Origin of the sequence: Pelomonas lactea (assembly GCF_043555885.1) — a bacterium.
Taxonomy (GTDB): Bacteria; Pseudomonadota; Gammaproteobacteria; order Burkholderiales; family Burkholderiaceae_C; genus Pelomonas; species Pelomonas lactea.
On sequence record NZ_JBIGHX010000001.1, the window covers coordinates 1 to 23,353 of the forward strand.

General features: G+C 69.7%; 16 protein-coding genes. 4 read left to right on the top strand and 12 right to left on the bottom strand.

All coding sequences use genetic code 11. The features are described from left to right. Positions 1-189 precede the first annotated feature (189 nt). The 4 genes from ACG04Q_RS00005 to ACG04Q_RS00020 all read right to left on the bottom strand — a co-directional run bounded on the left by ACG04Q_RS00005 (position 190) and on the right by ACG04Q_RS00020 (position 5,138). Positions 190-1,149, bottom strand: coding sequence for an alpha-E domain-containing protein (locus ACG04Q_RS00005; protein ID WP_394508722.1), 960 nt, complete (start codon positions 1,147-1,149; stop codon positions 190-192). A 13-nt stretch (positions 1,150-1,162) separates the two neighbouring features. Beyond that, the gene (locus tag ACG04Q_RS00010; protein WP_394508723.1) at positions 1,163-2,599 is read right to left on the bottom strand and encodes a circularly permuted type 2 ATP-grasp protein; all 1,437 of its coding nucleotides are present in this window, start codon (positions 2,597-2,599) and stop codon (positions 1,163-1,165) included. A 168-nt stretch (positions 2,600-2,767) separates the two neighbouring features. Continuing rightward, the gene (locus ACG04Q_RS00015; RefSeq protein WP_394508724.1) at positions 2,768-4,762 is read right to left on the bottom strand and encodes a TonB-dependent receptor; all 1,995 of its coding nucleotides are present in this window, start codon (positions 4,760-4,762) and stop codon (positions 2,768-2,770) included. A gap of 70 nt (positions 4,763-4,832) precedes the next feature. Beyond that, positions 4,833-5,138, bottom strand: a complete 306-nt coding sequence (locus ACG04Q_RS00020; protein WP_394509656.1) for a DUF2946 family protein — start codon at positions 5,136-5,138, stop codon at positions 4,833-4,835. 56 nt (positions 5,139-5,194) lie between these two features. Here ACG04Q_RS00020 and ACG04Q_RS00025 point away from each other — a divergent pair, with 56 nt between their 5' ends. Both ACG04Q_RS00025 and ACG04Q_RS00030 read left to right on the top strand, forming a co-directional pair. Further along, entirely contained in the window at positions 5,195-6,391 is a 1,197-nt protein-coding gene (locus tag ACG04Q_RS00025) for a M20 aminoacylase family protein (protein ID WP_394508725.1), read from the top strand. Then, positions 6,388-6,930, top strand: coding sequence for a DUF1415 domain-containing protein (locus ACG04Q_RS00030; RefSeq protein ID WP_394508726.1), 543 nt, complete (start codon positions 6,388-6,390; stop codon positions 6,928-6,930). Before ACG04Q_RS00025 ends, ACG04Q_RS00030 begins: the two co-directional genes overlap by 4 nt. A gap of 3 nt (positions 6,931-6,933) precedes the next feature. Here ACG04Q_RS00030 and ACG04Q_RS00035 read toward each other — a convergent pair whose 3' ends face one another. Next, positions 6,934-7,287 (bottom strand): hypothetical protein, encoded by a 354-nt coding sequence (locus ACG04Q_RS00035; protein ID WP_394508727.1) that lies wholly within the window; start codon positions 7,285-7,287, stop codon positions 6,934-6,936. 165 nt (positions 7,288-7,452) lie between these two features. On the opposite strand from ACG04Q_RS00035, the gene ACG04Q_RS00040 reads away from it, so the two are divergent. Both ACG04Q_RS00040 and ACG04Q_RS00045 read left to right on the top strand, forming a co-directional pair. Beyond that, positions 7,453-8,142, top strand: a complete 690-nt coding sequence (locus ACG04Q_RS00040) for a response regulator transcription factor (protein ID WP_394508728.1) — start codon at positions 7,453-7,455, stop codon at positions 8,140-8,142. Positions 8,143-8,183: 41 nt separating this feature from the next. Next, positions 8,184-8,693 carry a hypothetical protein gene (locus tag ACG04Q_RS00045; protein ID WP_394508729.1) on the top strand — a complete coding sequence of 170 codons (510 nt, stop codon included), beginning with the start codon at positions 8,184-8,186 and terminating at the stop codon, positions 8,691-8,693. Positions 8,694-8,703: 10 nt separating this feature from the next. Here ACG04Q_RS00045 and ACG04Q_RS00050 read toward each other — a convergent pair whose 3' ends face one another. From ACG04Q_RS00050 to uvrA, 7 genes are all read right to left on the bottom strand, one after another. Beyond that, positions 8,704-10,443: a sensor domain-containing diguanylate cyclase gene (locus ACG04Q_RS00050; RefSeq protein WP_394508730.1), complete on the bottom strand. Its 1,740-nt coding sequence runs from the start codon at positions 10,441-10,443 to the stop codon at positions 8,704-8,706. Between the two features lie 67 nt (positions 10,444-10,510). After that, positions 10,511-12,889 (bottom strand): sensor histidine kinase, encoded by a 2,379-nt coding sequence (locus ACG04Q_RS00055; protein WP_394508732.1) that lies wholly within the window; start codon positions 12,887-12,889, stop codon positions 10,511-10,513. A gap of 197 nt (positions 12,890-13,086) precedes the next feature. Continuing rightward, positions 13,087-15,813: a S9 family peptidase gene (locus ACG04Q_RS00060; protein WP_394509657.1), complete on the bottom strand. Its 2,727-nt coding sequence runs from the start codon at positions 15,811-15,813 to the stop codon at positions 13,087-13,089. 93 nt (positions 15,814-15,906) lie between these two features. Then, the gene (locus ACG04Q_RS00065) at positions 15,907-16,905 is read right to left on the bottom strand and encodes a TerC family protein (RefSeq protein ID WP_394508733.1); all 999 of its coding nucleotides are present in this window, start codon (positions 16,903-16,905) and stop codon (positions 15,907-15,909) included. A 12-nt stretch (positions 16,906-16,917) separates the two neighbouring features. Next, positions 16,918-17,076 (bottom strand): hypothetical protein, encoded by a 159-nt coding sequence (locus ACG04Q_RS00070; protein WP_394508734.1) that lies wholly within the window; start codon positions 17,074-17,076, stop codon positions 16,918-16,920. A 31-nt stretch (positions 17,077-17,107) separates the two neighbouring features. Further along, positions 17,108-17,497 carry a hypothetical protein gene (locus ACG04Q_RS00075; protein ID WP_394508735.1) on the bottom strand — a complete coding sequence of 130 codons (390 nt, stop codon included), beginning with the start codon at positions 17,495-17,497 and terminating at the stop codon, positions 17,108-17,110. 97 nt (positions 17,498-17,594) lie between these two features. After that, positions 17,595-23,225, bottom strand: a complete 5,631-nt coding sequence (gene uvrA, locus ACG04Q_RS00080) for an excinuclease ABC subunit UvrA (protein ID WP_394508736.1) — start codon at positions 23,223-23,225, stop codon at positions 17,595-17,597. Between the last annotated feature and the right edge of the window lie 128 nt (positions 23,226-23,353).

A 23,353-nucleotide genomic window follows, 5' to 3' on the forward strand; every position in this document is an offset into this window, starting at 1 on the left:
TCGGCGCGGCCTTGGGATTCAAGCAGCGCAGGGAACCCCGCAGGGGCGGTTTTGCAGGGGCGCTTTCTTTGCCTACTTTCTTGCGCGTGCAAGAAAGTAGGTCGCCCGCCGGGGCGAACTCCCGGCATGGGCCTATGCGACAACCAACCCTCCGAAAGAACAACCGAAAGACTGGTCACCGCCACAACCTCAAGCCGACGGCACCAAGAAGTCCCGGCTGATCCGCGACCCCAGGTCCGCCACCTCGGCCAGGAAGCCATCGAGGAAGGGATGCATGCCCTCCGCCAGGATCTCGTCGATGCGGCCGAAGCTCAGCTCGGCCTCCAGCCGCCCCACGCGCCGCAGCGTCTCGGCCGACTGCGGGTTGGCCACGCGCTTCAGGTTGGCCAGCATGCGCGTCACGCAGTGCGACAGCGACCGCGGCATGTCGGGCCGCAGGATCAGCAGCTCCGCCACCTTGTCAGGCTGGATCACGTTGCTGTAGACCTTGCGGTAGATCTCGAAGCCCGACACGGAGCGCAGCACGGCCGACCAGTAGTAGAAGTCGCGCGCTGCATCATGGCTGGAGGCCTCCGGGTCGCCCTGCGCCTGCTCCTGGCGATAGAACTTCACGTCCAGCAGCCGCGCCGTGTTGTCGGCACGCTCCAGGAAGGAGCCGATGCGGATGAAGTGGAAGGCCTCGTCCTGCAGCATGGTGCCCACCGTCACGCCGCGCGACAGGTGCGAGCGGTACTTGACCCACTCGAACAGCTGCGACGGGTCGCGCGCCAGCGCGCCTTCGCGCAGCAGGCGGCGGAACTCCAGCCAGGTCTGGTTCATCGTCTCCCAGACCTCGGTTGTCAGCGCGCCGCGCACGGCCCGCGCGTTCTCGCGCGCGGCGCGCAGGCAGTTGAAGATGGACGAGAGGTTGTTCTCGTCGGCCACCATGAACTCCATGACGTTGCGCGCGTTGATCGCCGAATACTTGGCGCCATACAGGCCGTTCAGCTCGGAGATGGACACCAGGCTGCGCCAGGTCTGCTCGGACTCGTCGGCCGACTGCGGCTGCAGCGAGGTCTGGTAGGCGATATCGAGCATGCGGGCCGTGTTCTCGGCACGCTCGATGTAACGGCTCAGCCAGAAGAGGTGGTCAGCGGTTCTCGAAAGCATCTTGTCGTCTCCCTCAGTCTTCCAGCACCCAGGTGTCCTTGGTCCCGCCGCCCTGGCTGCTGTTGACCACGAGAGAACCTTCCTTCAACGCCACGCGCGTGAGCCCGCCCGGCACCATGCGCACCGACGAGCCCGACAGCACGAAGGGTCGCAGATCAATGTGACGGGGCGCGATGCCCGATTCGACAAAGGTCGGGCAGGTCGACAGCGACAGCGTCGGCTGCGCGATGTAGTTGCCCGGGTTGGCGACGAGCCGCTCGCGGAAGGCCTCGATCTCGGCCTTCGTCGCGGCCGGGCCGACGAGCATGCCGTAGCCGCCTGCGCCATGCACCTCCTTCACCACCAGCTCCGACAGGTGGGCCAGCGTGTAGGCCAGGTCGTCCTTCTCGCGGCAGACGTAGGTCGGCACGTTCTGCAGGATGGGCTTCTCGCCGAGGTAGAACTCCACCATCTTCGGCACGTAGGGGTAGATGGACTTGTCGTCCGCGATGCCCGTGCCGATGGCGTTGGACAGCGTCACCTTGCCGGCCTTGTAGGCGTCCACCAGGCCGGCGCAGCCCAGCTGCGAGTCGGCGCGGAAGACCTGCGGGTCCAGGAAGTCGTCATCGATGCGGCGGTAGATGACGTCCACGCGCTTCGGCCCGCGGGTGGTGCGCATGTAGACGAAGCCGCCGTCGACGAACAGGTCCTGCCCCTCCACCAGCTCCACGCCCATCTGCTGCGCGAGGAAGGCGTGCTCGAAGTAGGCCGAGTTGTACATGCCCGGCGTCATGACGACGACCGTCGGGTCGGCCACGCCGGGCGGGGCGACGCTGCGCAGCGTGTCCAGCAGCAGGTCGGGGTAGTGGGCGACCGGCGCGATGCGGTGGCTGACGAACAGCTCGGGGAAGAGCCGCATCATCATCTTGCGGTTCTCGAGCATGTAGCTCACGCCCGACGGCACGCGCAGGTTGTCTTCCAGCACGTAGTAGTCGCCCGAGCCGTCGGCGTTGCCGGCGCGCACGATGTCGACGCCGGCGATGTGGCTGTAGACATTGCCCGGCACGTCCACGCCCATCATCTCCTTGCGGAACTGGGCGTTCTTCAGGATCTCGTCGGCGGGCACGATGCCGGCCTTGAGGATCTCCTGATCGTGATAGACGTCGTGGATGAAGCGGTTCAGCGCCGTCACCCGCTGGGCCAGGCCGGCCTGCATGGACGTCCATTCGGACGCCGGAATGACCCGCGGGATCAGGTCGAAGGGGATCAGGCGCTCGGTGCCTTCGCCCGAGTCCTTGTCCCCGTAAACCGCGAAGGTGATGCCCACGCGGCGGAAGATCAGCTCCGCCTGTTCGCGCCGTTCGCGCATCAGCGACTCGGGCTGCTCGGCCAGCCAGCGGGCGTAGGCCTCGTAGTGGGCGCGGGTGGCGTTGCCCCCCGCGGCTTTCATTTCATCGAAGGCGGTCTGCATCGTTGCTCCTCTCGCAGGCACCGACGCAAATTCCGCGCCACCCGGGTGGGCGGCTTCTGGTGCACCGGGGCACTGCCTCGGTGCAGGGTGCCCGAAGCCGTGGCGCCGAGGCACCAGAGTTAACCCGTCATGGCTCGCCCCAGGTCGCCCCGGGGCGACCCATGGCGATCAGAAGCGGACTTGCAGCCCGGTGCTGGCGGAACGGCCCGGCTGCGGCGCCAGCTCGCGGATGGTGGGCACCGCGGTGGCGTTGTAGGCCAGCTTGTTGCCCAGGTTGTCCAGCTTCAGGTACCACAGCGCGTCCACGCCGTCCCAGCGCAGCTGGCGGGCCAGGCTGAGCCGCACGGTGCCGTAGCCGGCCGTGGCGGTGTCGAACTGGGCCACGCGCGTCTGCCGCGCTGCGCCGCGCCACTCGAGCCTGCCGGACCAGTCGCCCCACTTGCCCTCCAGCCCCAGCATCGCGCGCAGCGGCGCCAGCCGCGGCAGCGGCTCGCCCGTCGTGCGGTTGTCGCCGCGCACGGCGTCCAGCTGCGCCAGCACCGCGACGGCCGGGTGCGCCTGCCAGCGGCCCTCCAGCTCCACACCGCGCAGCCGTGCCGGCACGGCCTGGAAGGCGTAGACCGGCACGGCCTCGCCGTCGTTGTCCGCCGTCTCGCCTGTGGCCTGCAGCGCGATGTAGTTCGAGAAGCGCGTCTCGTAGACGTTCGCGTGCACATGGCTGCCGTCGCCCTCCCACTTCAGGCCCACGTCCAGGCCCCTGGACTTCTCCAGGCCCAGCCCGGCGTCGCCGCGCTCGAACGCGGCGCTGGCCACGTGCAGGCCGTTGGCGAACAGTTCGTAATAGGCCGGCGCGCGCTGCGTGCGGTTCAGGTTGGCGCTCAGGCTCCAGGCGCTGTCCAGCGGCAGCACGCCACCCAGCGCCAGGCTCAGCGGCCGGAAACGCCGGGACACCGCCGCGCCGAAGCGGTCGCCGCCGTCGGAGTCCACCGTCACGCGCTCGGTGCGCGCGCCGGCCGACCAGTCCACGCCGGCCAGCCGCGCCTGCTCCAGCACGAACACGCCGGTGCTGCGCGTGCGCGTGCTGGGCACGAAGGCCTCCTCGCCCAGCGCCGAGAAGTCCAGCGACTCGGTCTGCAGGCCGACAAGGCCCTTCACCGGGCCGAGCGCCGCATGCTCCACCTCCAGCCGGCCGTCCGTGCCGGTGCTCTTGAAGGTCGTGCCGACGTCGGCGCCCTCCATCTCCACGTGCTCGTAGCGGTTGCGGCTGAGCTGCCAGCTGACGCGGCGCACCGGCCCGTCGGCGGTGGCCCACTCGCCGGCCGTGGCCAGGCGCTGGCGCTGCATGCGGATGGTCACGTCGGCCTCGGCCGTCGTGCCGTAGTTGGTGTGGAAGTCGTCCACCGACACCCCGGCATAGCCGCTCTGGAAGAACACCGAGCCGCCCACCGCACCACCGTGGCTGCGCGCGGCGGAGTTGCGCACACTGGTGCGGCTCTCGGCGCCGTCGTCGGTGGGGCTGCTGAAGCGCGGCGTGCGCTGGTCGCCGGCATCGCGGCCGGCCAGGTCCACGTGCCAGCCGAAGCCCGACTGGGCCGAGCCGCGGCCGCCGTCCAGCACGACGGCGCCGCTCTTGTCGTTGCTGGCGCCGCCCAGCCGCACCTCGGCCGCGCCGCTCAGGCCCGGCGTAAAGCTGCGCGGGATGCGGTTGTCCAGCGTGTTGACGACGCCGCCCACCGCGTTGCCGCCATACAGCAGCGCCGCGGCGCCGCGCAGCACCTCGACCTTGTCGATGACCAGCGGGTCGATGGCCACGCCGTGGTCAAAGCTGAGGTTGGACGCATCCACCGACGCGCCCGAGTTGTTCAGGATGCGCACGCGGTCGCCGTCCAGCCCGCGGATGCTGGGCCGGCTGGCGTTGGGGCCGAAGTTGGTGGCCGCCACGCCGGGCAGGCCCTGCAGCGTGTCGCCGAGGTTGGCGGCGCGGGTCAGCACGAGCTGGTCGCCGGACAGGGAGTCGCTGGGCTGGGCCAGCACCTGGCTTTTCAGCGGGTTGCCGGTGACGACGACCTTGTCGAGAGACTCAGCCGGCTCGGCATGGGCGATGGACACGAAGGAAACGGACAGGCAGGCGGCCGCCAAGGGCGCCAGGGCAAAGGAACGCATGAGAGGGTACTTCCACGAGAAAACGCAAACGCCCGCGCCCCGGAACATCGGGCGCGGGAAGGCTTGGGGTTCAGGCGGAAGCGGGCGGTGCGCGGACCGGCGGGCGCCAGGCTGCGTCACGCTGCACGGCCGGCGTGGGCCGTGCCGTGATGGCCGCATCGACCGCAGTACCGATAGGCAGCGGCGGCGGCTCGGCAGCCGGCGCCCCACCAGCCAGGTGGGCAGCCGTCAGGCACAGGTCGCAGTCGTCGAGATGAACGAGACCGTCGTTCTGCCGGTCACCGGCGTGCGACAGCGCGTGCACATCCGCCATCGCCTGGGCGATGGGCAGGATCAGGGCCAGCCAAAGAAGCCAGCCGCGTGCAAAGCGGCGCATGTTCACGGCCGCAATCCTAAACTCGGCCCCTTACAGGGCCTAGAAGTCACCCGCTCATGAAGCTCATCGACACCATCCTCACAGACGCGCCCGAGATCACGGCCATCCGCCGCGACCTGCACAAGCACCCGGAACTCTGCTTCCACGAGGAGCGCACCGCCGACGTCATCGCGAAGGCGCTGACCGACTGGGGCATTCCCATCCACCGCGGCCTGGGGAAGACCGGCGTCGTCGGCATTGTCAAGAACGGCACCTCGGACCGCGCCGTGGGCCTGCGCGCCGACATCGACGCGCTGCCGATGACCGAGCGCAACCAGTTCCCGCACGCCAGCAGCTACCTCGGCCGCATGCACGCCTGCGGCCACGATGGCCACACCGCCATGCTGCTGGCCGCCGCCAAGCACCTGGCGACAAACCGCAACTTCGACGGCACGGTTTACCTGGTGTTCCAGCCGGCCGAGGAAGGCGGCGGCGGCGCCCGCGAGATGATCAAGGACGGCCTGTTCGAGAAGTTCCCGATGGAGGCCATGTTCGGCGCCCACAACTGGCCGGGCATGAAGGCCGGCCAGTTCGCGCTGAAGTCCGGCCCGGTGTTCGCCAGCAGCAACGAGTTCAAGATCACGTTGCGCGGCAAGGGCTCGCACGCGGCCATGCCGCACCTGGGTGTGGACCCGGTGCCGGCCGCCTGCCAGCTGGTGTCGGCCTTCCAGACCATCATCAGCCGCAACAAGCGGCCCATCGACCCGGGCGTCATCTCCGTGACCATGATCCACGCCGGCGAGGCCACCAACGTCGTGCCGGACTCGGTCGTCATGGAAGGCACGGTGCGCACCTTCACGCTGGAGCTGCTGGACCTGCTGGAGCGCCGCATGAAGGACATGACGGAACAACTGGCCGGCGCCTTCGAGCTGACGGCCGAGTTCGAGTTCCGCCGCAACTACCCGCCCACCATCAACCACCCGGCCGAAACCGAGTTCGCCCGCCGCGTGCTGGCCGACATGGTGGGGCCCGAGAACGTGCAGGAGTTCGAGCCCACGATGGGCGCCGAGGACTTCAGCTACTACCTGCTGGACAAGCCCGGCTGCTACTTCCTCATCGGCAACGGCGACGGCGAGCACCGCACCGGCGGCCACGGCCTGGGGCCGTGCACGCTGCACAACCCGAGCTACGACTTCAACGACGACCTGATTCCGCTGGGCGGCTCCATGTGGGTCCGCATGGCAGAGGCCTGGCTGAACAACCCGAAACCATGACCCACGATCAAGTCATCACCGACACCCGCGACTGGGTCGTCAAGGCCGTCATCGGCCTGAACCTTTGCCCGTTCGCGAAGGCGGTGCACGTCAACGAGCGCATCCGCTACGTCGTCAGTGACGCCACCGAGCCTGAAGCACTGCTGAAAGACCTGGCGCGCGAGCTGCTGGCGCTGAACCGCGCCGACCCGGACGAGGTGGACACGACGCTGCTCATCCACCCGCAGGTGCTGACCGACTTCCTGGACTTCAACGACTTCCTGGATGCGGCCGACGCGCTGGTGGACGAGCTGAAGCTGGACGGCATTCTGCAGATCGCCGACTTCCACCCCCACTACCAGTTCGACGGCAGCGAGCCCGACGACATCGCCAACTACAGCAACCGCTCGCCCTACCCCACGCTGCACCTGCTGCGCGAGGACAGCATCACCCGCGCGGTGGAGTCCATGCCGGACACGGCCGCCATCTTCGAGGGCAACCTGGACACGCTGGAGCGGCTGGGCCACGACGGCTGGGCCGCGCTGGGGCTGAAGAAGTAGCCGCTACTCCTTCACCCAGGAGAAGGCGCCCGCGCCCTTCTTCGGCGAGTTGGCCCGCGTGCGCAGCACCGCGTCGAAGCCGCTCCTGCCGCCGTTCCAGATTGCCGTCAGCAGGCTGACGACATCCTCGGCGGTGTAGGCGCCCAGATCGGGCCGGAACTGCTTGATGGCCGCCGCGAGCATGTCGCGCGGCAACTCCTGGTGCGTGGCCTGCACCACCAGCATCGCGGCATGCAGATCGGGCCATGCGGCGCACAGGGCCTGGATGCGCTTGAGCGCGTCAGCCGGTGCGGCTCTATGCCCTGGCATCAGCCAGTCCAGCCCCTCATCGCCCTCGTGCTGCGTCGCCTCGTCCATGATTTGTTGTCTCCTTGCCCCGAGATTTCTCATGCCGCGGCGCCGGAGTCAATCATTTATCGCCCCGCGGACTGCGCAAATCGGCACGCTACGGCGATTTGGATGAGCCCTGACGCCTCCATCATGCGGCAAACTCGCCGGTTGCTTCCCGCGCCCGCAGCTGCCATGCATCCCAAGACCCTCGCCCTGATCGATGACGACGCCGAGTACTCGGAGTTCCTCGCGCAGTATCTCCAGGAGCAGGGCATTGCAGTCAGCCGCTTCGACGACAGCAACGCGCTGCTGGCCTCGCCCGACGCGTTCTCGTTCGATTTCTACCTCGTCGACCTGATGCTGCCGGGTGTCAACGGCGTGGAGCTCATCAAGATCCTGCGCCGCCGCACCGACGCGGGGGTCGTCGTCGTCTCCGGCCGGCTGGGCCCCGAGGTGTTCCGCGAGGTCATCACGGCGGGTGCGGACATGTACCTCGTCAAGCCCGTGCAGTTCGAGCAGGTGTCGCTGGCCATCGCCGCCGTGCAGCGCCGCGTTGCCAAGCCTGCGGCGGCGGACGCCGTCTGGAAGCTGGACCGCGCCAGCGGCGAGCTCGTCGTGCCCGACGGCACGCGCATCCAACTCAGCGAGGCCGACCGCCAGCTGCTGGAATGCTTCGCCGCCGCCAATGGCGAGCCGGTCACGCGCGAGGCGCTGCTGCACAAGCTGGGCCGCGAGGTGCCCGACGGCGAAGCCGATGACGGCCTGTCAGCCACCATCTACCGCCTGCGCCGCCGCATCGAGCGCGCCACGCCGACGCTGGTGCCGTTGCAGAGCAAGTCGCGCGTGGGCTATGTGTTCCGCGCGCCGCTGCAGCTGATCTGATCGCAGCTCTTCGCATGACAACGTGGCTGCCCTCGCTGTTCATGGCTGCCGCCTGCGCGCTGCCCGGGCCGGCCCGCGCGCAGGCCGAGGCGGCCTGGTACCGCGGCAGCTTTTCCAGCGTGTTCGAGCAGATGCGCGTGACGGTCACCTGCGAGTCGGCGCGCGCCTGCGAGTACACGGTCAGCCCGGTCGACGCCGCGGCGGAGCCTATTGCGCGCCGGCCCGCGGGCGATGTTGCGCCGGTCGACGTCATGATTCCGAACAACAACCTGGCGCACACGCGTGACGCCGTGCGGGCGGACCCGGCGCTCTACCAGGGCCACGAGGGCGACGCGCTAGCCGCCGTGCGCCCGCTACTGGACGGCGAAGCGCGTTACCGGCACTGCGTCGGCAGTTCTGACGCCGAATGGGGCCTGCTCTGCCAGCTCGATACCGTTGCGCCCGGCCTGCCGGACGCGCTTCTGCTCTTGCCAACAATGAACCCGACGTGCAACGGCCAGGCGTTCTGCGCCTATTTCTTCGTTCCGCTGCACCGGAAGCCGGGCGACTGAACGGCGCCGATCAGGCCGCCGCGTTGTCAGCGGCCTTCAGCACGACAGCGTTGCGACCGCCGCGCTTGGCTTCGTAGAGCGCAGCATCGGCCCGGGTGATCAGCGGGTGTGCGTCGACATCGTCCGGCGACGCCAGGCTCACGCCCAGGCTGACCGTGATGTGGCCCACCTCGGGGAAGACGGCCGCCGCGACCGCGCCGCGGACCTTCTCCGCCGCCATGACGGCCTCCAGCGGGCCGGCCAGCCCGGGCAGCAGCACGGCGAACTCCTCGCCGCCAAAGCGCGCCACGACGTCGGTGACGCGCACCGAGGCCAGCAGCATCGTGGCGAGCTGGCGCAGCACGGCGTCGCCGGCCGGATGGCCGAACTGGTCGTTGATGCGCTTGAAGTGATCCACGTCGATCAGCAGCAGGCCGTGCACGCGGCCGTTCTGTCCATAACGCCGGTCCAGCGCCTGGGCCTCGGCGAGGCGGGCATCCAGGCTGCGGCGGTTGTGCAGGCCGGTCAGCGGGTCACGCGTGGCCAGGTGCTCCAGCGCGGCATTGGCGGCCTGCAGCTCGGCGGTGCGCTGCTGCACCTGGGCCTCCAGCGTCGCGTTGGCGCGCTGCAGCTCCCGCTCGGTGGACAGCAGCGAGCGCGCCATGGACTGCATGGCGGTGCTGAGCTTGGCCAGCTCCTGCGCGCCGGGCTCGCTGGGAAAATCGGGCATGCGGCGCTCGCTCTCGACCCGCTCCGCGATGCGGGCCAGCTGCTCCACCGGCCGGCTGATGCGCCGGGCCAGCAGCAGCGCGGCCAGCGTCAGCAGCCCGGCGGCCAGCACGCCCAGCAACACCAGCTCGCGCTTCAGGTCGCGCACCGGGCGCAACGCCTGCTCCAGCGGCTGGCGGGCGATGATGCGCCAGCCCAGCTCGGCGTTCGTGCGGGCCTGCAGCGGCGCCTCGCTGGTCAGGTAGGTCTTGCCGCCGAACGCCAGCTCGCCCTCGAAGCGGCCGTTGGCCAGCTTCGGCAGCACGTCCTCGCCGTTGACCTGGGCCAGCTTCATCGCCTCGGGGTAGAGCACGCGGCCCTGGCGGTCGATGATGAGCGCGTCGATGCCGCTGCCCGGCTGCTGGCGTCGCGTGACGCTCTCCACCATGCTGGTGACCCAGCGCCAGTGAGCATGCGCGCCGACGACGCCGCGCAGCCGGCCCTCGGCGTCGCGGATGGGGGCGGCGAAGTCGATGAAGCGCGTCGGCTCACCGTTGGGCTGGGCCGGCAGCATGGTGGCCAGCAGCTTGGCCTCGTGCACGTCGCCCACGTAGATGCGCTCGCGCCCGGCGATGAACCATTCGCGCTGCGCCACCGAGCGGCCCACCAGCATGCCGCCACTGGCCTGCTGGACCGCGCCGTCGGGCGTGGCCACGCCCAGCCACGCGAACTCGTCGTGCAGCGCCTGGCGACGCTCCAGCGCGTCGCGCACCAGCGCCGAATCCAGCGCACCGGCCGTCAGGTGCGGGGCCACGCTGAGCAGCTCGATCTCCCGCTCCCGGTCGCGCAACTGGCTGGCCAGCAGCTCGGCGGCGGACTGTGCCGTCGCCCTCACAGCGGCGACCTGGGCCGTGTAAAGCTCGTCGGTGGCGACGCTGCCGAGGTAGCCGCCAACCAGCCCCAGGATGGCCAGCGCCAGCCCACCCAGCACCAGGCTGAGCTGTCCGCGCAGGCTGGGCAGGCGCCGGGGGCGCGGGATGGGTTCGAGCTGAAGGTCGGGCATGGCGGTTGGGCGAGGTCAGCGCGGCCGGGACCGGGGCAGTCTAGGGCCTGCGGGCACGGGGCTCCGCTCAGCCGGCCTGGGGCAACGTCAGCCGCATGACGGTGCCCAGCGGCCCCGTGCGCAGCAGCTCGGCACTGCCGTCGTGCAGGTCCATCACGCGGCGCACGATGTACAGGCCCAGCCCATGGGCCGACTCGTGCCCGCCGCCGCGCGCGCCACGTGTGAACAGCCGCGGCAGCAACTCGCGCGGAATGCCGGGGCCGGCGTCGGCCACCTCGAACTGCAGTGCGGCGGGTTCGTCGAAGTCCATCACGTGCAGCGTGACGACGCTGCGCCCCGGCGCGTACTTCAGCGCGTTGGACAGCAGGTTGCGCAGCGCCAGCCGCATCAGGCTCATGTCCATCAGCGCGGTGCGCGTGGCGGTGTGGCGATGCACGGTGATGCGGTCGCGCTGCTCGCGCGGCAGGTCGGCGATGGTGACGGCGATCAGCGTGTCGATGTCGGTGTCCAGCCGCGCGATGCGACCGCCGCCGGCCAGCAGGCTGGCCGCGGCCAGCGTGTTGTCCACGCCGGCCAGCACCTGGCCCAGCACGGCCTGCGCCCGCGTCAGCCGCTCCTGCGCCTGACGTTCGCCGCGGCCGGCCAGGCTGGCCGCGGCACTCTGCAGCGCGGCGCTGGCGTTGTTCAGCGGCTGACGCACCTCGTGAGCCAGCACGTCCAGCATCTCGGAGCGCTCGCGCAGCAGCTGGTCCAGTTCCTGTACGTGCCGCTCGGTCTGGCGGCGCATGCGCTGCTCCTGCGCCAGCTCGGCGCGGCGCTGCAGTTCCTCGGTGATGTCGTCCACCAGCGCCAGCGCTCGCAGCGGCCGGCCGCGCGCGTCGTACTCGGCCACCGCCGACACGCGCACGTCGCGCAGTTGGCCGTCGGCGCAGATGAGCTGCACGGCGCAGTCGTCCACATGGCCGTCGCGCCACACGGCCGGGCGGTAGAGCTCGCGCACCTGCCGGCTGGACTCGGGCGTCATGAAGTCATCCAGCAGCCGGCCGATGACCTGCTCACGCCGGTAGCCCAGCCGCTCCAGCCAGCGGTCCGACACGCTGAGCAGCCGGCCCGCGGTGTCCACCGAATGCATCAGCGCGGGCGTGGCCTCGTACAGCGCGCGCAGCCGCTGCCGGCTGTGCTCCAGCTCGACAGCCGCGCGGTGGTGCTCGGTGACGTCCTGCAGCGCGCCCACCAGCCGCACCGGCGCGCCGTCCTGCCAGTCCACCTGCCCCTGCGCCAGCACCCAGATCTCGCGGCCGGCCGCCGTCACCAGCGGCAGCTCCAGGCTCCAGGGCTCGCCATGCGCGATGGCACGCTGCACAGCGGCCTCGATGGCACTGCGCGCATCGGGCTTGTAGTAGTCGACGGCCTCCTCCAGCGTCGGCCGGTGGCCGGGCTCCAGGTCGTGGATGCGGCAGGTCTGGTCGCCCCACACCAGCTCGCGGGTCTGCAGGTCCAGGCTCCAGCCGCCCACGCCGGCGACGCGGCCGGTGCGGTCCAGCAAGGCCTTGCTCTCGCGCAGCTCGCGCTCGGCGGTGATTCGGTCGGTCACGTCCTCGGCCATGCCCACGTAGCCCGCCAGCGCGCCGTCCGGCGTGCGCAGCGGCTGCGCACGCGCCCACACCTGACGCGACCCGCCGCCCGCACCATGCACGCGGTAGCGCATCTCAAAGGGCTGGTGGCGCTGCACGCAGCGCCGCCAGTGATCCAGTGCGGACTCACGGTCCTCCGGCACCAGCGCGGCCGCCCAGCCGTCGCCGAGCGCCTGCGACGCGGACAGGCCGTAGATGCGCTGCCAGACCGGGTTGGTATAGATCCCCTGCCCGGCCGCGTCGGCCCGGAAGATGCCCAGCGGCGCCGTCTCGGCCAACACCTGGAAGGGCTGCAGGTCCGCATCGGCCGCGGCCAGCACGCGCTCACGCATCATCAGCGCCTCGGCAGCCGCGTCGGCCAGTCGCATCAATCCTTCCCGCTGCGCATCGGTCAGCTCGCGCGGCCGGAAGTCCACGACGCACAGCGTGCCCGAGTGGCTGCCGTCATCCAGGCGCACCGGCACGCCGGCATAAAAGCGCAGCGGCGGGTCGGCCAGCACGTCCGGGTGGTTCACGAAACGCTCGTCCAGCCGCGCATCCGGCACCTCAAACAGGCCGTCGGCCAGCAGCGTGTGCGCGCAGAAGGTCTGCGCACGCGGCGTCTCGCTGCGGCCAAAGCCCACGGCGGCCTTGAACCACTGCCGGCGTTCGTCCAGCAGCCCCAGCAAAGCCACCGGCGTGCCGCAGATCTGCGCGGCCAGCGCGACCAGGTGGTCGAACAGCGGCTCGGGCGCGGTGTCCATGACCGACAGCGCGGCCAGCCGCGCGAGGCGGCGATCTTCGTCGGGCGGTGGCGGCGGGGCGGTCCACATGGTGGCAAGCTTAGGGCACGCGGCCGTTGTGCCACTCAGAAGGCCCGTCCGGCGATGTGCAAGCGGGGCAGCCCCCGCGAGCATCGCCGTCCCCTCGGGGGCTTCGGCCGGACACATGGAGCCCAGTGGGCTCGATGCGCCTCCTGGAGCGCAGCGGTCAATGGCCTCTGCGCGGCCCCGACTGGGCGCACCCGCGTTCAGCGCGGCGCGACCGGGCGAGGGGCCAAGGTCCTGAGCCAGAAGGCCTCGTACTTGCGGTGCCAGCCGGCGGGCTTGACGACGCCACCCATCGCGTGCGCGCCGTCCGGGTCCAGGAACAGCTCCACCAGCGACTCCTTGCCCGAGTCCAGCAGCTCGCGGTAGACGTTGACGGTGTCCTGGTACAGCACGTTGGGGTCCTGCATGCCGTGCACCAGCAGCAGCGGCTTCTTCAAGCCCCTGGCCAGCGGCAGCAGCGAGAACTTGCGCAGGTTGGGCTTGCTGCGGTCCACCTTGCCGATGGTGCGGCCGCTGTACCAGCTGTTGTAGTTCTCCCATTCGGTCGGGCCCGCACCGGCGATGCCGGCGGCGAACAGGTCGGGCCGCGTGTACATCGTGTACTGCGTCTGGAAGCCGCCGAAGCTCCAGCCGTTCAGACCCACGCGCGCCGGGTCCACGCCGTAGGTCGGCAGCAGCTTGACGAGGTCCTCCAGGTCTTCGCTCTGCGGCTCGCCGGGGCGCTCCCAGTTGGCGTCGGAGAACTTGCGGCCGTAGTTGCTGTGGCCGCGCGGGTCCACGGCCACGGTGACGAAGCCGTGTTTGGCGGCCATGTACTGGCCGAACAGGTAGGCGGTGTTCTGGAAGCTGTCGACCTCGACGATGTGGCGGTCGTTCAGCGGGCCGCCGTACACGTAGACGATGCCGGGGCGCTTGTCGCTGGCCTGCCAGCCGGCGGGCTTGAACACGTAGGCCTCGATGCGGTCGCCGTGGCGGTTGGTGAAAGAGAAGCGCTCGGGCTGCAGCAGCTTGACGTCGGCGAGCGCCTTGTCGCTGCTGTCGGTCAGCGTGCGCGGCGCGGCGCGCCCGTCGGTGGCCAGCAGCTTGAGCTCGGGGCGCTGCGCCCAGTTGCCGGCGTTGGCGGCCACCCAGCGGCCGTCCTCCGACGCGGCGGCGCCGCGGTGGTACTCGCCGGCCGCGCCCAGCGCCTGCACGGCGCCGGTGGCCATGTCGATGCGCACGAGGTTCATCGCCGCCTTGTCGCCCTGGTTGGCCAGCACGAACAGCGCCTTGCTGTCGGCCGTGAAGCCGATGACCTGGTGGGCCTCGAACTCGCCCTTCACCAGCGGCCGCAACGCCTTGCTCGCCACGTCGATGGCATAGGGCTGGCGCCAGCCGGCTTCATCCAGCGCCAGCACCAGCGTCTTGCCGTCCGGCGTGAAGCGCGGCTTCAACACATTGACCACCTCGTGGCCCACGTCGCCGCGGCGCTCCAGCACCAGCTCGGGCTTGGCGGTCTCGTCGCAGGCCGCCGGGCCGTTCCCAAGGCCTGCAGCGCCCCCTCGGGGGGCCGCTGGCGTACTCACCGGCGAGGGGCAAGAAGTACTGCCGAGGTAGACGCGCAGCAATTCCTTCTCGCGCTCCCAGGTCGCGAACGCGTAGCGGCTGCCGTCCTTGGCCCAGGCCACGTCGCTCATCTCGAACCAGACGTCTCCGCCCGCGTTCGTGAACACCGGCGCGGGCTGCTTGCGCGGCGGCTCGGCACCGGTGGGCACGGCGCGGATGTAGAGCGCCAGCGGCTTCTCGGTGCGCTTGTCGTCGGACACCTCGCGGTTGACCTTCTTGGCCGTGGCCCAGCGCTCGCTGTAGCTCATGATCTCGACCTGGCGGCCCGGCGGCGCCGGCTTGTCGTCCGCGGCCTTCAGCGGCGCCTTGGCCAGCAGCGACATCCAGCGGCCGTCCTCGCTGATGGCGGTCTGCTCGATGCGGTACTTCTTCTGCTCGTCGTCGGGGTGGATGAGCTCGCGGTTGACCACCTGCACGCCGGCCTGGCGGAAGCTCAGGCGCAGCACGCGGGTCTCGTCCATGTAGATGAAGCCGGCGTCGTCGGGCGTGTAGGCCACCGTGCGCAGCTCGCGCTGCGTGGCCACCAGCGGCTGGGGCGCCTTGGCGTCGGGCTGCCAGCGGTACAGGCCACCGCGGTACTGGAACACCAGCTCGTCGGCCTTGTTGGCCCAGACGAACTGCGCCGGGCCGGGATAGAGGTCGGTGGGCTTGAGCTTGTCGCGGGCGAGCTTCTTCTTCAGCTCGTCACGCAGCTCCCAGAGCTCCTTCTCCTTGTCATCCTTCTTGTCGGGCGACGAGGCGGCGGGCGACGGCGCGGGGGCCGGCTTGCCGGCGCGCCGGGCGGCCAGCACCGCGGCGGCGTACTTCTCCGCCTCGGCCTCGGCCTTGTCTGCCGCCTTCTGCGCGTCGTCCCTGGCCTTCTTGTCGGCCAGTTCCTTCTTCAGCACCTCGATCTGGGCCGTCTCCCACTGCGACAGGTCCACCGGCTCGCCGCGCAGGTAGGCCTGCTGCGCCAGCTCGCGCGCCTGCCGCTCGCCGTACTCGTCATTGCGCTGCTTGAGCTTCCTGTCGAAGCGCGCCATGTCCTCGGGCGCATCGAAGGCGGCCATCACCTGGGGCGAGGTGATCCGCGTGGTCTTGCCGGTGCGGGTGTCGTGCACCCACAGGTCGGTGCCGGGCTCGCCGAACGGGCTCCACAGCCAGGCCAGGTAGCGGCCGCTCTTGCTGAAGGCGGCGTCCTTGGCGTTCTCGCCGCGGTAGGGCGCGGCGCGGAAGATCTGTTCGAGGGTGGGAACGGCGGCGGGCGCGGTCTGCGCCTGCAGCGGCACGGCGGCCGACAGGGCCAGCGCAAGCGCCAGGCTGCTCACGGCAGCGAAGGTCACGGGCTTCAAGGGGGTCTCCTGAATGGGGCCCCCGGTAGGGGGCGCCGCATTCTAGGGAGACCCTCGCGCCGTGCCGTTCGGCACGGACGTTCGTCAGCGGGCTGAGGGGGCCACCGCGGCCGCCTCACCGCGCGTCTTCCACATCGACACGATCACGCCCCCGGCGATCAGGCCGAAGGTCACGCTCAACGACACCACCGCCGGCACCTTGCCGATGAAGCCGACCAGGAAGATCTTGCTGCCGATGAACACCAGCACCAGGGCCAGGGCGTACTTCAGGTACTTGAAGCGGTGGATCATCGCGGCCAGCGCGAAGTACAGCGCGCGCAGGCCCAGGATGGCGAAGATGTTGCTCGTGTAGACGATGAAGGGGTCGGTCGTGATCGCGAAGATGGCCGGCACCGAATCCACCGCGAAGATCAGGTCCACGAACTCCACCAGCAGCAGCGCCAGGAACAGCGGCGTCGCGAAGCGCTCGATGCGGCCGGTCTTGGGGTCGGCTTCCTTCACCCAGAAGGCGTTGCCGCGCAGGCCGTCCGTCACGCGCATGTGCTTCTTGAGGAACTTCAGCAGCGGGTTGTTGGCGATGTCCGGCTCATGGTCAACCATGAACCACATCTTGATGCCGGTGAGCACCAGGAAGGCGCCGAACAGATACAGGATCCAGCTGAACTGGCTCACCAACGTCGCGCCCAGGCCGATCATGATCGCGCGCAGCACGATGACGCCCAGGATGCCCCAGAACAGCACGCGATGCTGGTACAGCCGCGGGATGGCGAAGAAGCTGAAGATCAGCGCGATGACGAAGACGTTGTCCATCGACAGCGACTTCTCGATCATGAAGCCGGTGTAGTAGTCCATGCCGGCCTGTGCGCCGAGGTACCACCACACATAGGCGCCGAAGGCCAGCGCCACGCCGATGTAGCCGGCCGACAGCATCAGGCTCTCGCGCACGCCGATCTCATGATCGTCCTTGTGCAGCACGCCGAGGTCGAAGGCCAGCAGCGTCACCACGACACCCAGGAAGCTCATCCACAGCCAGGCGGGCTTGCCCAGGAAGTCGGCTTGCAGGAAGTTCAGAAGGAGTTCCATCGAAGGCTTTCGTCAGAGCATGAAGGACAGCGCCGCACCCGCGGCCGACACACCACCGCCGACCCCGAGCAGGGCCACGTCGCGGCGCTCGTTGCCGATGCGCCAGGCTTGCCAGGCGGCGGCAAAAAACACCACCGCCAACAGCAGGCCAAGAAGAGTGAGGGTGTCCATGTCAGGCTCCGTCAAAGAACAGGATGAAAGGTCAGGAAGGGAGAAGCTTGGGCAGCGAAGCTGTCCGCTGGCTGCGCTGCCACCAGCGCAGGGCCGCGTGCGACGCGCCGCCGGCCAGCAGCAACAGGGCGGCGCCCACGGCCCAGGTGATCCAGGCCAGCACCGTCACGCCGCCCGCCAGGGCCGGCATGGTGTCCAGCAGGGATTGCAGCCAGGGCTGCAGTGTCTCGATGCCCTGCGTGATGGACTCGGACACCGCTTGCGGCAGCCAGCGTGTCCAGGCCTCGGGCAACGCGATGTCCTTGACGGGCAGGTGGCCGGCGCCGCCGATCAGCACGGTCAGCAGCAGCTGGCCGAGCCAGACCGTGGCGGACCACACCGCCATCAGCACACCCACGACGATCCACAGCAACAGCGCCATCACGCACCTCCGTCAAAAACGATGGGGCGCAGTGTCCGCAGCAGGAGGCAGTCGGAGAAGCGAAGTTCTCCGATCCCTGACTTCCAGAAAACCGAAGTTACGCCACCCGCGCCAGCACCGGCGCCAGCGCCACGCCCGTGTGGCTGCCGCTGGCCACCACCTGCTCCGGTGTGCCTTCCACCACGATGCGGCCGCCGGCCGTGCCGCCTTCCGGCCCCAGGTCGAGCACCCAGTCGGCCTCGGCGATGACATCCAGGTCGTGCTCGATGACGACCACCGAGTGCCCGCCGGCCACCAGCCGGTGCAGCACGCGGATGAGCTTCTCGACGTCGGCCATGTGCAGGCCCACCGTGGGCTCGTCCAGCACGTAGAGGGTGTGCGGCGCCTTCTGGCCGCGACGCGTGACGTCGTCTCGCACCTTGACCAGTTCACTCACCAGCTTGATGCGCTGCGCCTCACCGCCGGACAACGTCGGCGACGGCTGGCCCAGCGTCAGGTAGCCCAGGCCCACGTCCTTGAGCAACTGCAGCGGATGGGCGATGGACGGCATGGAGGCGAAGAACTCAACGGCCTCGTCCACCTCCATCTGCAGCACGTCGCCGATGCTCTTGCCGCGCCAGCTGACACCCAGCGTCTCGGGGTTGAAGCGCTGGCCGTGGCACTGATCGCACGGCACCTTCACGTCGGGCAGGAAGCTCATCTCGATGGTCTTCATGCCCTGGCCTTCACAACCGGGGCAGCGGCCTTCGCCGGTGTTGAAGCTGAAGCGGCCGGGCGCGTAGCCGCGCGCCTTGCTCTCCAGCGTCTCGGCAAAGAGCTTGCGGATGGCGTCCCAGAAGCCGATGTAGGTGGCCGGGCAGGAACGCGGCGTCTTGCCGATGGGGGTCTGGTCGACCTCCAGCACGCGGTCCACCTGGGCGTGGCCTTCGATGCCGTCGCAGCCCTGCCACTTGGCGGGCGCCTTGCGCAGCGGCACGGCCACCGCCATGTTGGCCAGCAGCACGTCGCGCGCCAGCGTGGACTTGCCGGAACCGGACACGCCGGTCACTGCTACCAGGCGGTGCAGCGGCACGTCCACCGTCACGCCCTGCAGGTTGTGCAGCGCGGCGTTCAGCACCGTCAGCTTGGGCGCGGCCGGGTCGATGGCGCGGCGCTCCTGCAAAGGGTGGATGAGCGGGCGGGCCAGCATGCGGCCGGTGGTGGAGTCCTCCACCGCCGCCAGCTCCGCCGCCGTGCCTTGCGCCACGACGCGGCCGCCGCGTTTGCCGGCGCCCGGGCCGATGTCGATGATGTGGTCGGCGCGGCGGATGGTGTCCTCGTCGTGCTCCACCACCACCAGCGTGTTGCCTTTATCGCCCAGCGTGGACAGCGCCTTCAGCAGGATCTGGTTGTCGCGCGGGTGCAGGCCGATGGTCGGCTCGTCCAGCACGTAGCAGACGCCCTGCAGGTTGCTGCCCAGCTGCGCCGCCAGGCGGATGCGCTGCGCCTCGCCGCCCGACAGCGTCGGCGCGGCGCGGTCCAGCGTCAGGTAGCCCAGGCCCACTTCCTCCAGGAACTCCAGCCGGCCCAGAATCTCGCTGACCACGTCGCGCGCGATGTCAGCATCTCGGCCTTCCAGGTGCAGGCTCTGCACCCAGGCCCGGGCCTGGCCCACGCTCCACGAGGCCACCTCGCCGATGGCCTTGTCCTCGAACTCCACCGAACGTGCCGTCGCGTTCAGGCGCGTGCCGTGGCAGTCCGGGCACGGCGCGTCGGTCAGGCCTTCCACCTCGGCCTCTTCGGCCGGGAAGCTTTGCTCGCGGCCGCGGTTGTCGTCGGCCTGCACGCTGTCGTCCAGCGCCTTGCGCTGCTCGCGCGTCAGGCTCAGGCCCGTGCCCACGCAGCTGGTGCACCAGCCGTGCTTGGAGTTGTACGAAAACAGCCGCGGGTCCAGCTCGGGGTAGCTGGTGCCGCAGGCCGGGCAGGCGCGCTTGGTGGAGAACACCTTCACCGCGCCAATGCCCCGCCCGGTTTCGCCCGCGGCCAGCGCCGCGCTCAGGCCGTCCAGCGGGCTCAACAGGTGCAGCACGCCCTTGCCGGCGTCCAGCGCCTTGGCCAGCAGCTCACGCAGCTCGGGCTCCTTGTCGGGGCTGATCACCAGATCGCCCACCGGCAGCTCCAGCGTGTGCTCCTTGAAGCGGTCCAGCCGCGGCCAGGGCGAGGTCGGCAGGAACTCACCGTCCACGCGCAGGTGCGTGTGGCCGCGGCCCTTGGCCCACTTGGCGAGGTCGGTGTACACACCCTTGCGGTTGACCACCAACGGCGCCAGCAGGCCCACGTGCTGGCCGCGGTAGTCGCGCATCAGCTGCGCGGCGATGCTCTCCACGCTCTGCGGCTTCACCGGTGCGCCGTCGTGCACGCAGTGCTGCACGCCCAGCTTCACGTACAGCAGGCGCAGGAAGTGCCAGACCTCGGTGGTCGTCGCCACCGTGCTCTTGCGACCACCGCGAGAGAGACGCTGCTCGATGGCGACCGTGGGCGGAATGCCCCACACCGCGTCCACCTCGGGCCGGCCGGCCGGCTGCACGATGCTGCGGGCGTAGGCGTTCAGCGATTCGAGGTAGCGGCGCTGGCCTTCGTTGAACAGGATGTCGAACGCCAGCGTGCTCTTGCCCGAGCCGGACACGCCGGTCACGACGTTGAACTTGCCGCGCGGCACTTCCACCGTCACGCCCTTGAGGTTGTGCTCGCGGGCGTTGACGATCTTGATGGCTTCGTCCGCCTGGCGGCGTGCCTGGATCAACTGCTGCAGCGGGCGGCCTTCTTCCACTACCACCGCCGGGCGGTCCATGTGCAGCGCGTAGTCGCGCAACGCGGCCGCGGTGTGGGAGGTCGGGTGCTGGGCTACGGCCTCGGGTGTGCCAACGCAAACGACTTCACCGCCCGCATCGCCGCCCTCAGGCCCCAGGTCGATCAGCCAGTCAGCCGCGCGGATCACATCCAGGTTGTGCTCGATGAGGATGAGCGAATGGCCGGACGTGAGCAGCTTGCGCATCGCGCGCATCAGCTTGGCGATGTCGTCAAAGTGCAGGCCGGTGGTGGGCTCGTCGAACAGGAACAGCGTGCCCTTCTTGGCGACGCCGAAGCGCGGGTTGCTCGCCGCCTCGGCCAGGAAGCCGGCGAGCTTCAGGCGCTGCGCCTCGCCGCCGGACAGCGTGGGCACCGGCTGGCCCAGGCGCACGTACTCCAGGCCCACGTCCACGATGGGCTGCAGCTTCTGCAGCACCGCGCGGTGGTCGCTGAACAGATGAACGGCCTCCGCCACCGTCAGCTCCAGCACGTCGGACACGCTGAGGTCGCGGTCCTTCAGCGACAGCTTCACGTCCAGCATCTCGGCGCGGAAACGCTTGCCGTCGCAGTCCGGGCAGCGCAGGTACACGTCACTGAGGAACTGCATCTCCACATGCTCGAAGCCCGAACCGCCGCAGGTCGGGCAGCGGCCGTCGCCGGCGTTGAAGCTGAACATGCCGGCGCTGTAGCTGCGCTCGACGGCCAGCGGGGCCACGGCGAACAGCTTGCGGATCTCGTCGAATGCACCGACGTAACTCGCCGGGTTGGAGCGCGCGGTCTTGCCGATGGGCGATTGGTCCACAAACACGGCGTCGGCCAGGAAGTCCGCGCCCAGCAAGGCCTCATGCGCGCCGGGCGTCTCGGTCGCCTTGCCGAACTGGCGGGCCAGCGCCGGGTAGAGCACGTCTTGCATCAGCGTGCTCTTGCCGGAGCCCGACACGCCGGTCACCACCACCATGCGCTGCAGCGGGAACTCGACCGACACGTCCTTCAGGTTGTGCTCGCGCACGCCTTGCAGGATGAGCTTGGGTGTGCTGTCTTCCACCAGGCGCTTCAGGCCCATGCCCACATGCTTGCGCGCGCCCAGGTAGGCACCCGTCAGCGTGTCCGCCGCGCGGATGGATTCGGGCGTGCCGTCGAACACGATCTGCCCACCGCGCTCGCCGGGGCCGGGGCCCATGTCGATGAGGCGGTCGGCCGCCAGCATCACCGCCGGGTCGTGCTCCACCACCACCAGCGTGTTGCCGGCGTCGCGCAACCGCTGCATGGCCTGCACGATGCGGTTCATGTCGCGCGGGTGCAGGCCGATGCTGGGCTCGTCCAGCACGAACAGCGTGTTGACCAGGCTGGTGCCCAGCGCCGTGGTGAGGTTGATCCGCTGCACCTCGCCACCGGACAGCGTGCGGCTCTGGCGGTCCAGCGTCAGGTAGCCCAGGCCCACGTCGCACAGGTAGCGGCTGCGGTGGCGGATCTCGTCCAGCAGCAGCTTGAGCGCCTCATCCAGCATGGTGCTGGGCAGCTGCAGGCCGTCGACGAAGTCACGCAGGCGCTGGATGGGCAGCTGCATCAGATCGTGCAGGCTCAGGCCCGGCAGCGCCTCCAGTTGGTCACGCGTCCAGTCCACGCCCACCGGCAGGAAGCGTTGCGCGGCTGGCAGCGCCGCATCGGCCAGCGCCTTGCTGCCCACGCGCCACTGCAGCGCCTCGGTCTTGAGGCGCGCGCCGCGGCAGCTGGGGCATTCGGTGTAGCTGCGGTACTTGGACAAGAGCACGCGGATGTGCATCTTGTAGGCCTTGCTCTCCAGGTAGTCGAAGAAGCGCTTGACCCCGTACCACTGCTTGTTCCAGTTGCCGTTCCAGTTCGGCGTGCCGTCGATCACCCAGCGGCGGTGCTCCGCGCTCAGGTCCTTCCAGGCGGTGTCGCGCGGAATGCCGGCCTCGCCCGCGTACTTCAGCAGGTCGTCCTGGCAGTCCTTCCACGCCGGCGTCTGCATGGGCTTGATGGCGCCGTTGCGCAGCGTCTTGCGCTCGTCCGGAATCACCAGGCCCAGGTCCACGCCGATCACACGGCCGAAACCGCGGCAGGCCTCGCAGGCGCCGAACGCCGAGTTGAACGAGAACAGCGCCGGCTGCGGGTCGGCGTAGCGGAGGTCGCTTTCCGGACAGTGCAGGCCGGTGGAAAACCGCCACAGCGTGGCCCCTTCGTCACCCACGTAGACGCTCAGGCGGCCTGAGCCTCTTTTGAGCGACAGCTCGATGGCCTCCATGGCCCGCTGCTTGTCGGCGCCCAGGATGCGGAAGCGATCGGCCACCACGTCCAGCACCTTCTTGCCGTCCACCTCCCGCTCGGCCTGCACCCGTGTGAAGCCGCTGGCCGACAGCCATTGCTCGACCTGCGCCGCCGTCGTGTTGGCCGGCAGTTCGACCGGGAAGGTCAGCACCATCCTGGGGTCCTGCTCGCGTTCCGCGCGCGCCATGAGCTCCGCATAAATGCTCTGCGCGGTGTCATGCCTGACAGGCAGCGCCGTCTTGCGATCAAAAAGCTCCGCCGCTCGGGCGTACAGCAGCTTCAGATGGTCGTTGAGCTCCGTCATGGTGCCCACCGTGGAGCGACTGGTGCGCACCGGGTTGGTCTGGTCGATGGCAATCGCCGGTGGCACGCCGTCCACCTTGTCCACCGCAGGGCGGTCCATCCGGTCCAGGAACTGGCGCGCGTAGGCCGAGAAGGTCTCCACGTAGCGGCGCTGCCCCTCGGCATAGAGCGTGTCGAACACCAGGCTGGACTTGCCCGAGCCGCTGGGGCCCGTGACGACGGTCAATTCGGCCGTGCGCAGGTCGAGATCGAGGTTCTTGAGGTTGTGCTGCCGGGCGCCTCGGATGCGGATCAGACCGTCGGTCATAGTGGGGGTCAAAACTGCGAAGGCGAGCAGTGTAGGGAGGCCGCTTGACGAAAACTGTCAGCACGCGCAGCCTACGCGGGCGACCAAGGCTCGCCGCATTTGTGGGATGGGAGGTTGCGCATCGGTGA

Excerpts from the sequence above, each read along its gene's own strand:
- uvrA (WP_394508736.1), bottom strand. The coding sequence starts at position 23,225 with ATGACCGACGGTCTGATCCGCATCCGAGGCGCCCGGCAGCACAACCTC.
- ACG04Q_RS00040 (WP_394508728.1), top strand. The coding sequence starts at position 7,453 with ATGCATCCCAAGACCCTCGCCCTGATCGATGACGACGCCGAGTACTCG.
- ACG04Q_RS00065 (WP_394508733.1), bottom strand. The coding sequence starts at position 16,905 with ATGGAACTCCTTCTGAACTTCCTGCAAGCCGACTTCCTGGGCAAGCCC.
- ACG04Q_RS00075 (WP_394508735.1), bottom strand. The coding sequence starts at position 17,497 with ATGGCGCTGTTGCTGTGGATCGTCGTGGGTGTGCTGATGGCGGTGTGG.
- ACG04Q_RS00070 (WP_394508734.1), bottom strand. The coding sequence starts at position 17,076 with ATGGACACCCTCACTCTTCTTGGCCTGCTGTTGGCGGTGGTGTTTTTT.
- ACG04Q_RS00050 (WP_394508730.1), bottom strand. The coding sequence starts at position 10,443 with ATGCCCGACCTTCAGCTCGAACCCATCCCGCGCCCCCGGCGCCTGCCC.
- ACG04Q_RS00015 (WP_394508724.1), bottom strand. The coding sequence starts at position 4,762 with ATGCGTTCCTTTGCCCTGGCGCCCTTGGCGGCCGCCTGCCTGTCCGTT.
- ACG04Q_RS00030 (WP_394508726.1), top strand. The coding sequence starts at position 6,388 with ATGACCCACGATCAAGTCATCACCGACACCCGCGACTGGGTCGTCAAG.
- ACG04Q_RS00005 (WP_394508722.1), bottom strand. The coding sequence starts at position 1,149 with ATGCTTTCGAGAACCGCTGACCACCTCTTCTGGCTGAGCCGTTACATC.
- ACG04Q_RS00010 (WP_394508723.1), bottom strand. The coding sequence starts at position 2,599 with ATGCAGACCGCCTTCGATGAAATGAAAGCCGCGGGGGGCAACGCCACC.
- ACG04Q_RS00045 (WP_394508729.1), top strand. The coding sequence starts at position 8,184 with ATGGCTGCCGCCTGCGCGCTGCCCGGGCCGGCCCGCGCGCAGGCCGAG.
- ACG04Q_RS00020 (WP_394509656.1), bottom strand. The coding sequence starts at position 5,138 with ATGCGCCGCTTTGCACGCGGCTGGCTTCTTTGGCTGGCCCTGATCCTG.
- ACG04Q_RS00055 (WP_394508732.1), bottom strand. The coding sequence starts at position 12,889 with ATGTGGACCGCCCCGCCGCCACCGCCCGACGAAGATCGCCGCCTCGCG.
- ACG04Q_RS00025 (WP_394508725.1), top strand. The coding sequence starts at position 5,195 with ATGAAGCTCATCGACACCATCCTCACAGACGCGCCCGAGATCACGGCC.
- ACG04Q_RS00035 (WP_394508727.1), bottom strand. The coding sequence starts at position 7,287 with ATGGACGAGGCGACGCAGCACGAGGGCGATGAGGGGCTGGACTGGCTG.